Annotated in this window: 9 protein-coding genes; 5 read left to right on the forward strand and 4 right to left on the reverse strand. The window is 49.6% G+C overall.

Going from position 1 to position 13,745, the window contains the following annotated elements; all coding sequences use genetic code 11:
- Positions 1–628: 628 nt before the first annotated feature.
- Positions 629–2,065, forward strand: a complete 1,437-nt coding sequence (locus tag DB847_RS14980) for a pyridoxal phosphate-dependent decarboxylase family protein (protein ID WP_108651424.1) — start codon at positions 629–631, stop codon at positions 2,063–2,065.
- Positions 2,066–2,125: 60 nt separating this feature from the next.
- On the opposite strand, the gene DB847_RS14985 is transcribed toward DB847_RS14980, so the two are convergent.
- From DB847_RS14985 to DB847_RS15005, 4 genes are all read right to left on the reverse strand, one after another.
- Positions 2,126–2,335 carry a hypothetical protein gene (locus DB847_RS14985; protein WP_108651425.1) on the reverse strand — a complete coding sequence of 70 codons (210 nt, stop codon included), beginning with the start codon at positions 2,333–2,335 and terminating at the stop codon, positions 2,126–2,128.
- Positions 2,336–2,590: 255 nt separating this feature from the next.
- Positions 2,591–3,700 (reverse strand): porin, encoded by a 1,110-nt coding sequence (locus tag DB847_RS14990; RefSeq protein ID WP_108651426.1) that lies wholly within the window; start codon positions 3,698–3,700, stop codon positions 2,591–2,593.
- A 1,264-nt stretch (positions 3,701–4,964) separates the two neighbouring features.
- On the reverse strand, positions 4,965–6,059 hold the full coding sequence (locus DB847_RS15000) for a porin (protein ID WP_108651428.1): 1,095 nt from the start codon (positions 6,057–6,059) through the stop codon (positions 4,965–4,967).
- Positions 6,060–6,533: 474 nt separating this feature from the next.
- A complete protein-coding gene (locus DB847_RS15005; RefSeq protein WP_108651429.1) occupies positions 6,534–7,652 on the reverse strand; it encodes a porin in 1,119 nt (372 codons plus the stop codon).
- Positions 7,653–7,918: 266 nt separating this feature from the next.
- Here DB847_RS15005 and DB847_RS15010 point away from each other — a divergent pair, with 266 nt between their 5' ends.
- The 4 genes from DB847_RS15010 to DB847_RS15025 all read left to right on the forward strand — a co-directional run bounded on the left by DB847_RS15010 (position 7,919) and on the right by DB847_RS15025 (position 13,518).
- A complete protein-coding gene (locus tag DB847_RS15010) occupies positions 7,919–9,904 on the forward strand; it encodes a helicase C-terminal domain-containing protein (protein WP_108651430.1) in 1,986 nt (661 codons plus the stop codon).
- 762 nt (positions 9,905–10,666) lie between these two features.
- Positions 10,667–11,272, forward strand: a complete 606-nt coding sequence (locus DB847_RS15015; protein ID WP_108651431.1) for a YccT family protein — start codon at positions 10,667–10,669, stop codon at positions 11,270–11,272.
- Between the two features lie 179 nt (positions 11,273–11,451).
- The gene (locus tag DB847_RS15020) at positions 11,452–11,637 is read left to right on the forward strand and encodes a hypothetical protein (RefSeq protein WP_108651432.1); all 186 of its coding nucleotides are present in this window, start codon (positions 11,452–11,454) and stop codon (positions 11,635–11,637) included.
- 1,215 nt (positions 11,638–12,852) lie between these two features.
- Positions 12,853–13,518, forward strand: coding sequence for an SDR family oxidoreductase (locus DB847_RS15025; protein ID WP_108651433.1), 666 nt, complete (start codon positions 12,853–12,855; stop codon positions 13,516–13,518).
- Positions 13,519–13,745: the final 227 nt, after the last annotated feature.

Consider the following 13,745-nt stretch of genomic DNA (forward strand, 5'->3'; position numbering starts at 1 on the left):
GCACGCCTACAGGCTTAGCGTTTTGAATCATTATCGAAGCAGGACCGATCCTGAGCTGTTTACCATTTTGGATAATGAGCTGAGCGCCCCCCTTGCTACGCATTGTCTAAATAGCTGCTCCTATTACTGCTACATCTGTTGATATGTGCTGGCAGACACGCTATGGATCCATCCATGGAAGCTCCACCGCGTCATCCATGACGCAGAGGGTCTGCTCATTCACAATTCAACAGCTGCCTCAAGTGATCTACTATTTGGAACAGTGATTTAGCTGTAAATAAGGCTCTGTATGGAGCTATCATTCAGCCTTGGTAAGGATCCCATTCCTGTGAGGAATGAAGATATTCCTGTTTATTTTTTACTCTTTCATTATCATGGGCTCAGGATAAATACCCATTAGCTGACAGCGTTTTGCCTCAATGAGCCAGGTCTGGCCCTCTTTAGATCCCAGAGTCTTCACCGCCACCTTTGCCATTCAGGGCTTAACCCTGTCAACCAGCACTCCCCTGCTCCCGAGATTATCCTCATACTTGACTCAGGGCCATGACCAGAGCATCAGGGCTCTACGGTCCAGATCAAGTTGTTTCCTATTCAAGGGGAGTCGCCATCTACCTGAGGAGGTTACTTAATGGAAAACAAATCTATGCTACAGCTCTCTAACGAGCAGATGCGAAACCTGGGCTATGGAGTGGTTGATCTGTTGATCGAGCATCTGAACACCCTCCCTGAAAAATCACCCTGCCAGCAGGGCGAACGAGCCAGCATGGAGCAGCTGTTTCGTGAAGAGCTCCCAAAGCACTCTCAGGATCCGATGCAGGTCCTGAAGCGGGTCGAAAAAGATGTGATGGGTAATATTATGCACCTGGATCACCCGAGGTTTTTTGCCTTCGTCCCGGGACCGGGCAACTTCGTGAGTGCCATGGCCGATGCTCTGGCATCTGGATTTAATGTGTTTTCCGGAACCTGGATGGAGGCCGCAGCCCCCTCCCAAATTGAGCTGGTAACACTGGATTGGCTGCGAAGCGCCTTTGATATGCCAAAAACCGCCGGAGGCCTCTTCACCAGCGGCGGCTCAGCCGCAAACCTGACCGCGCTGGCAACGGCCCGACATGTGAAGCTAGGACACGAGATGGAAAGAGCCGTCGCTTACTGCTCGGATCAAACCCACTCCTCGGTTGCCCGGGCATTTCGGATCCTTGGATTTAGGCCAGAGCAGCTACGCACCCTTGCAAGCGATGCTGACTTCAAGCTTGACCCTCAATCACTCCGACAGATGATTGAGGCCGATCTCAACGCCGGATTACAGCCTTTTTGTGTTATTGCCAATCTCGGCACCACCAATACCGGCGCCGTTGATCCCATCGAAACCCTGGCCTCAATCTGTCAGGAGTTCCAGTTGTGGCTACATGCCGATGGCGCTTATGGGGGTGCCACTGTCCTGAGCCCCGAAACAAAGGAGCTGTTCAAAGGTGCAGACAGCGTCGACTCCCTTTCACTGGACCCACATAAATGGTTGTTTCAGCCCTATGAAATTGGCTGCCTGCTGGTCAAAGATCAAAGCCATCTCAAACAAGCCTTTCACATCCTTCCGGAATACCTGGAAGATACCGCAGGTAAAGATGAAGAGATCAACTTCTGCGATTACGGCCCGCAACTCACCCGGGGATTTAGGGCATTAAAGCTCTGGATGTCGCTGCAGGTTTTTGGTGCCGATGCTTTTAAAGAGGCGATCGAGCGCGGGATTAAGCTTGCAGAATCTGCAGAGATAATGATCCGCGATCTACCGCAGTGGGAGATCACCACTGACGCTCAGCTAGGTGTTGTGACCTTTCGGGCTCGGCCCGAAGGCTACAGTGAGAAAGAGCTGGATGCCCATAACCAGGCTCTGGTCGAGGCGATTCTGGAGGATGGTTATGCGATGATCGTTTCCACCAAACTTCGAGGTAAAACCGTGCTCAGACTCTGTACCATCAACCCCAGAACCTCAGTGGATGATCTGCTGCAAACTATAGAGCGACTGGAGCAACTCAGCCAACAACTAGCGCACAAAAAGCTCATGGCTTAGCACGGCAACGGACAGTTTCGAAGTGCTTAAAGCGCTTCGGAGCTGCCTGCGACTTTCAAATCAGGATACCTCTCTATCCCTCTCCTCTGATGGTGGTGACATATCCAGGCCCGCGGCCTCCAGCAGTGCGGTATAACGTTGGATCTCGTGGCGATTGTATCTTGCCTCTAACACCCGACCACTGGCCCAGTAGCTGTAGAACTCAGCAGCCTTCTCCGCTGTAAAGGGACTACAGCGTGCTTGTCGGTAGATCCGCACCGCCAATTCCATGACCACTCCTTGTGTGATTCATCCACTTTCGATCAACTAAAGAGACTATATTCTAGCCTATTTACAAAAAAAGGAGTCCATCCAGCTCCCAAAATTTAGCTAATCCCCCAGGCTCTCTCTTGGGGGAGACAGCCTCCTCCCTTCGATTCAACTACGAAGGTTTCTTTGACGAGATGCTCTGCAGAGCAGCGAGGAAACCTTGAGCAAAAAAAGCCAGGCCGGAGCCTGGCTTTTAACCTCGCAAGGTAATTGAGGTTAGAAATTATACTTGATTGCTGTGACCCATTGGTTATCAGGATCGAAGTTATTAAATGCTGTAGTACTGACTGCATCACTGTACTTACCAGCAAACTTGTACTCTGTATAAATCAGAATATTAGAAGTGAAATTATATTGAACACCCAAGTAGCTCTCACTCACCAGATCCTTATCAATACCAGCAGAGATTTCATCCTTAAGCTCAAGCTTGTTGTAACCAGTCAGGAACTTCCACTGGTCAACGGTATATGTTGCGACAAGCTCATAGCCCTTGGTCTTCACATCAGAAGAGCCAGCAGCATCAGAGTCAAGTTTCGATTGATTGTACATTGCAGCAACATAGAACCCCATCACTGAATAGTTAGCTCCAATACCCCAATCAGTTTGATGAAGGTCATAAGAGGATCCTGTAGTTGGTGAATATTCCAAATGCTTAGATTGATAAGCGGCATTCAAGCCAATAGATCCGGCATCGTGCATCTCGATCATATAGTCAATACCAGCGGCGAGTACATTATTTCGAGAGAAATCACTTGGCGCCTCTGCCTCAGCAATATGTGGTCCTACCGTGGCCGTATCCGCATGAGCCCCCGCAGAAAGGTGAAGACCAAAGCCCATGAAGCTATTATCGTAAGTTACGATACCTTGCTGGCGACCACCGGCAGCATTACCTGCGTCTCCCCATTCATTCATGATATCTGTAGGCTCTAAAACGGTTGTATAAAAAGCACCATCTTTCTGACCTATAGCGATAGTTCCATATTGGTTACCATCAAAGCCAACATAGATATCACGAGACTGGAAGCCACTACCATTATCATCACGCTGACCCACAACATCCCATTGTGCAGATGCTAATGCGGTCCATTGATCATTTAACTTCTGAGATAGATCAAAACCCAGTCGCCCTGAACTATCAAAAGAGGAATTAGAGTGAGATAGAGTGTTAGCCGTCGTATTTTTTGTATCATAGCCAGCACTGAAGGCTGCCTTGACTCGTCCAGTTAGATCAACTGTCATCCCATCATTATTATACAAACTGGCTGCACTTGCGCCTGCCGTGGCGCCTACGCTCGCGATTGCGAGAGCAACGATAGTCTTTTTCATAATGTCTGCCTTCTGCTAATTAAACTGCCACTAAGCTAATTATTATTTCCTTTCGGATCAGCGCCCTGCGCTTCTCACCCAAAAGTCAAGGTGACAATTTACATTCACGCAACAAAACAGCATTTGAATCTCTAGAAATGTGAATCAGATCACTAAAAAATGGCTAAAATCTGCTTGTTTGGTTATGAGTCTCGTTTTAGCACTTCTCCTGAGAATGGCTGAATATGTGGCTCCAGCCACAAGTGTGTCAGGGGTGCCCGACGACAGGCAAGGTTGATCCATCCTTGGGATGACTCAATTTTGTGGCTGGCCCCACGGGGAGTGCCAGCACTGGCTGGCGGCAGGCAAAGGGGCAAACGCCTTTCCCCTTTGCAATCCCCTGGCGCCCTGACCTCGCGTAATCCTCATCTCACCTAAGAGTTAAGGTACCATGCAGGCAAGACATCCCTGTCTTGGCTCCATTCTCGTGGAATCCATGCCACTCAACCTTAGCCCTCTACGGTTCGTCTCGGCGCTCGCTCACGGGGAAATAAATCAGCTCTTCGAATCAGCTATAGAGGTGACCACAGGTAAATTTTGATGCTCTATGGCTTCGAGGCAGGATGCCGAGCGACGTAGCTCTGTGGAGGGGTGAAGTTGCTCCTTAGAGTAGCGTAACGCGAGATAGGGTGTAATTGCTTTTTAGCAATGAAACGGGAGGCAGGATGCCGGGCTAGGAGGATGACTACGGATGGTCATCATCGAGCTGGGGAGATTTATCAGGGATGATAAATTCGCAGTGCGAAGCGAGATTTTGCCTACTTTTGACGATACAAAAGTAGGGCGCCGTCGGGCCCCCCGACATCTGTGCCGAAGGCACAAAATAGCTAACCGCAGGTCAATTACTCTAAGATCCGTGGTGTCCTTGGGAATGAAGAGAGTATTGGACACGGATGTGGCAATGCAGTAAAAGCTGGACGTAGTTGCATAGTAACGTAGCGAGAGCAATGGGTGAAGTTGCGCAGCAAAGCAGGATGCCGAACTGGGGAGTATGGCCAGGGAAGGTTATAGCGAACAGGAAAGGGCTACCAAGATGATAACCGCCTGAGAACGGCCTAACCCGCCGCCACTCGGCAGCTCTAACCATCCCTAGTGATCGCTGCACATCGCAGTGGCAATGTGCCGCAGGCACAAATGTGCTGACCACAAGTCAGAAGAAAAACACCAAACACAAAAAAGCCAGGCAATGCCTGGCTTATGATCTGAATACAAATCTAAGTCAAACTTAGAAGTTGTAAACGAGACCTGTGATCCACTGGTTGTCCTGGTCAACAGTAGAGCTTTCAGTTCCAGCATTAACCTTGCCTGCAATCTTGTAAGAGGTGTAGGCCAGAATGTTAGAAGTGAAGTTATACTGAACTTCCATGATCGCGTGGTTTACGAAATCACGCTCACCAGTACCAGTTACAGTACCGGTATCTGCGCGCAGCTTGTTGTAGCCAGTCAGCAGTTTCCACTGCTCGATGGTGTAAGACAGAGCCAGCTCGTAGCCAGAAGCTTCTTTATCCGGGTTCGCACCGTCATAAGAGAACTTAGACTTGTTAAACATAGCTGCTGCATACAGGCCGTTCCAAGTGTAGTTCACACCCATTGCCCAGTCTTGCTGGTGAGGATTGGTAGAACCGACATTGAACGTCTTAGACTGGTAACCGGCAGCCAGGCCCAGAGCACCAGCATCCTTCATATCGAAGGTGTAATCCAGTGCACCACCGAAGGTGTTGTGGCGATCTTGGTCAGTAGTAACTGCAGTACCATTACCAACACCGTAGCGAACCCAAGTGTTAGCATCAGCAGTTGCATCCTTTGCAGAAGCGCCCGCAGACAGGTGGATACCCAGGCCATTGAAGCTGTTGTCATAGTTCATGATGCCCTGCTGGCGTTCACCAACAGCATTTGCCGCATCACCAAACTCGTTGAAGATGTCGGTAGTCGCAACAACACCAGTGTAGTAAGCACCATCGTTCTGACCAACGGTCACCTTACCGTACTGCTGCCCATCAAAACCAGCATAGATGTTACGAGACTCAAAGCCTTTACCATTGTCAGCGCGCTGACCAACAACATCCCACTGGGCAGAAGCCAGTGCAGACCACTGATCGTTCAGCTTTTGAGTCAGATCGAAGCCCAGACGGCCAGAGGTATCAAACTGAGAGTTGGAAGAAGCGCCAGATTCGTTCTGATCATAGCCGTTGGTGAAGGTTGACTTCACACGACCGGTCAGATCAACAGTGGAGCCGTTATTGTTGTAGATGTTTGCTGCAGACGCGCCAGCGGAAGCGGCCAGACCTGCAATTGCCAATGCAACGATTGTCTTTTTCATTGTATCCAATGCCTATTTGCTAATTAATCACTAAGCCTTTTTCTATTCCCTGTGTTAGCAACGCACAGCGCTACTACGGACGGCAGCCTAACATCCGGATAGCGGGTTCGCAATGTCGAAACAGGCGAACACGCCAAAATTGTGATCTCGTGAGTATCAAGTGCTCAAAAAATGATACGCACGGGTGTCACAACTGGATGTTTTGCAACCGACGCAGAGATAAAGTGTTTAAATAGCGTACAAGCGCATAGGATTGGATCAGTTATGGACTAACTGTAACAAAGTGCAACCATGCAGGCTCTCCTTAGCCGTATATTAGAAATTGATTCGATAGAACTCATCTATAAACCACATCCATATATTTACTGTTTATAGAGGGAAAATTTTTAATTCATAACCCTTAAGCTATGAATTAAAAACTCAAGAAAGAAGCCGGGCAAAGCCCGACCTCTTTATCCAATCCAACTTCAATAATTAGAAGTTGTACTGCAGAGCAACAACCATCTGATTGTCTGGATCGATAGAGTTAGCACCGGTAGTAGTAACCTTACCTGCAACCTTGTACTCGGTGTAAGCAAAGATGTTAGAGGTGAAGTTATACTGGGCACCTAGATAAGCTTCGTTCACGAAGTCACGCTCAGCGTTAGCACCAACATCACCGGAATCGGCACGCAGCTTGTTGTAGCCGGTCAGCAGCTTCCACTGTTGAATGGTGTAAGTCAGCGCCAGCTCATAGCCAGTTGCCTTGTAGTTATCGGCGCCAGCAGCTGAGTTGTCAATCTTAGTCTGGTTGTAGATTGCCGCAGCATACAGACCGTTCCAGGTGTAGTTCGCACCCAGAGCCCAATCTTTCTGCTGAGAGTCACGGGTATTATCAAAGTTCTTCACCTGATAACCACCGTTCAGACCAACAGCACCCGCATCTTTCATATCGATGGTGTAATCCAGCGCTGCAGCGTAAACATTCTGACGCTCAAGCGAAGTTGTACCTGGGGTAGTGTTACCAGTAGCATAGTTAACGAAGTTATCAGCATTACTGGTATAACCGATGCTTGAATCAGTAGTTGCCGCCTTGCTCGCGTGAGCGCCCGCAGACAAGTGAATGCCAAGACCCATGTAGCTGTTATCGTAAGTCACGATACCCTGCTGACGACCACCTGCTGCGTTACCTACATCACCCCACTCGTTGAAGATATCGGTAGTAGCCAGTACGCCGGTATACAGAGCGCCGTCATTTTGACCGGCAGTGAACTTACCATACTGCTGGCCATCGAAGCCTGCATAGATGTTACGTGACTGGAAGCCGTTACCATTATCAGCACGCTGACCAACAACATCCCACTGTGCAGAAGCCAGTGCAGACCACTGATCGTTCAGCTTTTGAGTCAGATCAAAGCCCAAACGGCCAGAGCCATCAAACTCAGAATAGGAACCGTTAGTGTTGGAGTCCTGATCATAACCGTTAGTGTAAGTTGCCTTTACACGGCCAGTCAGGTCAACGTTGGTACCATTATTGTTATACAGATTTGCAGCAGAAGCGCCAGCGGAGGCAGCCAGTCCTGCAATTGCGATTGCAACGATTGTCTTTTTCATTGTATCCAATGCCTATTTGCTAATTAATCACTAAGCCTTATTTATTCCCTGTGTTAGCAACGCCTAGCGCTACTATGCGCAAAATCCTAACACTAGATAAACGCAGTTACAACGAAAAAAATTACCACATGAGACCCTTTTCACCTTCTATCAGCCTGATTAACAAAAAAGGCGATTTCCTCCTAAGAATCTCACTTCTTTAAGTACTCATACAGCTTGGGTTATGGTTTGATAAAGGTTTTCATAATCGCAGAGACTCAGGCCTGATGGGAAAATCAGCAACTATCGAACTTGTGCAAACCATCTATCAGGCTCTTTTAGCCCAAGAGGGACTCGGTGCCCGGCCACAGCAGCAGAAACTTATAACCCAGGCTGCCTGTACCCTCCTTGAACGAACCAGAAATATGCAAAGAGTTCAGCTGATTGAGGCTCCAACCGGAATAGGGAAAACATTAGGCTACCTGGTGGCTGCTCTGCCGGTCGCCAAAGCATTAGGTAAACAGCTCATCGTCTCCACCGCAACCCTTGCACTGCAGCAGCAAATTATTGAAAAAGAGCTTCCACGCTTAAGGCGTGCCGGAGTTAACTTCAGTGCCCTCACTCTCAAGGGGAAGAGTCACTATCTGTGCAAACAGCGTCTTGAGCTGGCGCACAATGACCCAAGATGTTCGCAGCAGGATGATCGACAACTCATAGAGCTTGAGCAGCTACTGAACAGGGGAAACTGGAGTGGCGAAAGAGGCACCCTGCCCCACCCCATAAATGACAAACTATGGCAACAGTTAACGGCAAGCTATAGTGGGTGCAGCCCGACTCATCCATCTCATATAGATTGCCCCTACTCTGAACTCAAAGATAGTTTAGCGAGCTCAGATCTTGTCATCATCAATCACGCGCTGCTGGCCTCCCATATCACCCATAACCCGAACTTATTACCTGAGCTGGATGAATGCATCCTGATTATTGATGAGGCGCATCGCTTGCCGGATATAGTGCAAGGAGCCTTGAGCTGTAGCACAACCCTGGGTAGCAGCTCACCCATGACTCGCTTTCTGGACCAATATCTTTCTCAGTATCGAGACGAGCTTCCCGCCGGGAGTTGGTTGAGCCCGTGGATGGAGATCCAGGAGTCACAAACCTATTGGCAGCAATTGATAGGTAAACTCACCTCTTCATTGCTTAAGCTAAACACAGATAAAAGAGGCTGTTATCGATTCCAATTTGGCTTACTCCCTAAAGAGCTGACACCACTTGCTGAGCAGATTAGTCTGGAGACTGAAGCTATTGTGTCTTCCCTTGGCAGTCTGCAGAGCAGACTTACCCAGCACCACAGTGAAACGACACATTTATTTGTAAAAGGGGAACATCTTCTCAAGGAGCTCCAGAGCCAACTGAGATTTTATCGGACCCTTGCAAACGCCGAGCAAATATCTCCACATGCCCTATGGCTTGAATGGCAAGCCGCGAAACAGCAGTGGCAACTTAAGCTCACCCCACTTGATTGTGCATCCTTGTTACAAAATCGGCTGTTTGAGGTAAGTTTTGGCTCACTACTACTCTCGGCAACCCTCACCAGCCTCGGGAGTTTTGCGCCTGCCCTTAGGGAGTTTGGCCTAACCCCAAACACGGCAACTTTGAAGTTGGATGCCCCCTTTAACTACTCGGCAAATATCCTCTACCTCCCCTCTTTGCAATACAGCCCGGATGAAACGGGTTTTGAAAAAGAGCTCACCGATTCGCTTATCGATTATCTGGAAGGACATAAAGCAAGCCTGGTACTGTTTAATTCAACCGCACAGATGCAGCGCACCGCCCAAGCCCTTCGCGGTGAACTGGGTGATATTTTATTGATGCAGGGGGAGCAACCCCATAGTGCGTTACTCAAAAAACATGCTATGCGCTGTGATCGGGGGCAGCACAGCTTACTGTTTGGTTGTCAGAGCTTTAGTGAGGGGTTGGATCTACCCGGGCACTACCTCACTAATCTCATCATCACCCGGTTGCCATTTGCCGTCCCCGATGATCCGGTGGAGCAGGCATGGCAAGAGCGATTAGAGCTTAAAGGAAAAAATGCCTTTATGGAGCGGGCACTCCCCCAGGCGAGTCGCCATCTCACTCAAGCAGTCGGACGCCTGCTACGCCGTCCCGATGACAGAGGGCGGGTGGTAATGCTGGATAAGCGTCTTACCAGCAAGCGCTATGGGGCTCAGCTACTGGCAGCCCTGCCACCCTTTACCATCATCCGAGATTAAAGCTGGCTCCTTTTATAGCTAATTTGCAGCTGCGCTGCATAGATGTCGGGGTCGCCCGACAGCGAGCAAAGGGGCAAACGCCTTTCCCCTTTACAATCCCCTCGCGCCCCGAACTTCGCTTAATCTTCAGTTCACCTGAGGTTTGAAGCACTGCGTAGACAGACCTTCCATGGTCTAGCTACGCTTTCGGATCGTCCTGTTGCTCAACTCCACTCCTCTATTGTTCACCTCAGCGCTCACTTACGGGGAAATTAAGCCCCGTCTATTTGCGCTGAAAGTTTCAAATAGGAGCAGAGGGTAAATCGCAGGGATGCAATGAAAAGGCAACCAGTACATGGACGTACTGTTTGCCTGTACCTCTGCGAATTTGAAACTGGAGGATAGAGCAAATATCGGGGTGTCCTTGGGGGTGAAGAGGGTATTGGACAATCATATCCTGCCATACAGGATGTATTAATGCCATGGAAGGCAGGGCGTAGTTGCATAGCAACGTAGCGAGAGGCAGGATGCCGAACTGGGGAGGGCTATCAGGATGATAGCCGCCTGAGAACGGCCTTTTCCCGTTACCGCTCGGTAGCGGTGCCAGGCATACAGCGACTGACTGCAAGTCAAACAAACAAGCCTCCCTGCGGGTTGCTGCAATCGAGCAAAGCTGTAACAATAGCGCCACTCCCAAGGGATATCTAAAACAACGAGATTAGGAGAGCGAATGAAACGTATTATCACGCTGGCAACCTGTATGGTCGCCCTGCTGTTTTCTGCATGGACCATGGCGGCAACCACTCAGATCACTATCCCCGCCCCTATACAGTCCAGCTGCTGGATGGCAAGGACCCAAGCAATGGTAACCTGCTGGATCGCACCGATACCTTTAAACTGAAAACCGGTCCTCACCAGATCGTGGTTGAGTTCAGCAAAGACTATTCAAACCGTAACAACATCAACGTCCTGACCGGTGAGCCTACCGTCATTAACTTCTCTATCAAGGAAGGCCAGGAGCTCAAGCTTGACTATGCCTTCCCCTACCGCTTGAACGATGCCAAAAAGCTGCTGGCTAACCAACCCAAGATGCTAAAACTGGTTGATCAGGACAAGCAACAGGTTGAAGCAAAAATTTGGGTGATGCCACCTAAGAAGGGTTTCCAGATCGGCCGTAACCTGCAGCAAGAGCTGACTGATATGGGCAAGTCCTATCAGCAGGTTTACCTGGGCGCTGCAATGCCGATGAGTCAAGAGACTGAAGAGCGGATGGCCAAGCTTGGCAAGATGTCTCAGCCAGCCCTGCTGCAAGAGATGAAGCAGGCTTACCAGCACGCCGACGAGCAAACCCGTAAGGCGCTGCGGATCTGGCTGATCGATCAGAAGTAATCTTCCAGAATACATGTTATCTCAAGGGGCCTTTGGCCCCTTTTGTGATCTAGTTTGTTATTTTTTGTAAAATAGGCCTCAGTTGATTCTTGCAAGGAGAGTCTAAAAAACCAACAATATGCAGCTTTCAGGTAAGGATACCTCTCAACCAAAACGCCATCACAGGCAGGAGAGGAATGATGCATTGCAACGAATACTTTTCTTATACCGCGCTGTGCGAGCAACCCGAAGCAAATCGCCGAAAAATCTACCAGCAGCGCCTGGATCAGCTGAAAACCCAACTCTCTGGCTATGAATTTCTGAAAGCCAAGAAACAACTCGCCGCCGCCCTGGAGCTGGATGACTGGAGTTACCAGGGCTCATAATCATGACCTCATAGTGTTACCGACTGCTGTGCCGGTAACACTATGAAGCCAGTATCAAGACCAAACTATCGGCTCGCTTTGTACCAATAGCGAACTTTTGATTGTGCTGCGCACGGCTGAGCTGCAGCTATGCTACATGAATGTTGGGGTCGCCCAACAGCGAGCAAAGGGGCAAACGCTTTTCCCCTTTGCAATCCCCTCGCGCCCCAGATCTCGCTGAACCTTCGACTCACCTAAGGATTAAGGCACCACTTAGACGCAACATCCCTGTCGCGACTAAGCTCTCATCACATCCATGTGATTAGACCTGAATCCTCAACGGCTCGTCTCGGCGCTCGCTAACGGGGGATCATGTTCCTTTCTTCGATTCAGCTAATAGAGGAAATCTTGGTTTTTTATGTGTTAGAGGCAGGATGCCGAACTACGTAGCTCTGTGGAGGGACTCACAGCGCGGAGGGAGGTTTTGCCTACTTTTGACGATACAAAAGTAGGGCGCTGTCGGGCGCCCCCGACATCTGTGCCATTGGCATAAAACCGCCGACCGCAGGTCAAATGATGAAGGTTCGCTTTGTACCAATAGCGAACTTTTTATATATCCTGCGGATGGCCTTTTGAAGTTGCGCTGCATGAATATCGGGGTCGCCCAACAGCGAGCAAAGAGGCAAACGCTTTTCCCCTTTGCAATCCCCTCGCGCCCCGGATCTCGCTGGGTCCTCGGCTCCCCTAAGGATGAAGGTACCGCTTAGACATCACGTCCCTGTGATGGCTAAACTCTCGCGATATCCCTATCGCTCAACCTTAATCCTTAACTGTTCGCCTCGGCGCTCGCTTACGGGGAGGTTGGGCCCCGTCTATTTGCGTCGAATGGTTCATTGTTGATGAGCATATCAATCACATGGATGTGATTGAAGGGCAGCCAGAACAGGGATGTTCTGTCTGTCCGTTAGTGAATCTGGTGAAGCATGAGGATAAAGCAAATACCGGGGTGTCCTTGGGAGTGAAGAGGGCATTGGACAAGCATATCCTGTCATACAGGATGTATTAATGCCGTGGAAGGCTGGACGCCTGAGAACGGCCTTTTCCTGACGCCGCTCGGCAGCGGCCAATGTGCCGTAGGCACAAAAATCAGTCCGAAGGACAATCCCACTAAACTATTCACCCACCCAAAAACCGATTAAACTAGTCAACTTTTCAACCATGGAATAAGGAAACACCATGTCATCTCGTGTTGTGATCACCGGTGCCAACCGGGGAATCGGTCTCGAACTGTGTCGTCACTATTGCCAGCAGGGCACCGAGGTTTATGCTCTGTGCCGCCACTCCTCCGATGAGCTTAACAAACTTCCGGTCACCCTCATTGAAGGCATAGATATAGGGCAGCCTGATGTCATCGAACGCCTGAAAAATGCCTTACCCGTTGAGTCAATCGATATTCTGATCAATAACGCCGGCTGTTGGTCGGATGAGACTCTGGGCTCCCTGGACTATGCCAGTATTGAGCGGAGCTTCTCTATAAATACCCTGGGACCATTGCGGATCACCGAAGCGTGCTTGGATAAGCTGCACTCCGGCTCAAAGATCGCCATGATTACCAGCCGTATGGGCTCGATCGCCGATAATGGCTCTGGTGGCCGCTATGGATACCGGATCTCCAAAGCCGGACTTAATGCCGCCAGTGTCTCATTAGCTCTGGATCTTAAGCCCCGGGAGATTGCGGTAGCTATCATCCACCCGGGCTATGTGCAGACCGACATGACCAGCCACCACGGCAATGTGACTCCAGATCAGTCTGCAGCGCAGATCGCCCAACGAATCGCTGAGCTTGATCTCAATAACAGCGGCAGCTTCTGGCATGCCAACGGTGAACAGCTTCCCTGGTAGCTTCCCGCCAAGCCCTCTCTCAGGGAGGGCTAATATCCCCCCTCCTCTGGCATGCCCCAATTGAAGCCTGTCATTGCCTTCATTCTCACTAATTCGATTTATTTTTATACAAAACCGCATTGCAATTGATCCAGATCAAAGAAGAATAAGAATATTTATTGCAAATGATAATTAATCTCATTAGCATTCACCTTAGAGATAATTCCCCTACTGGGCATAATGGAAAG

This window comes from Dongshaea marina, from assembly GCF_003072645.1.
In the GTDB taxonomy this organism is placed as follows: Bacteria; Pseudomonadota; Gammaproteobacteria; order Enterobacterales; family Aeromonadaceae; genus Dongshaea; species Dongshaea marina.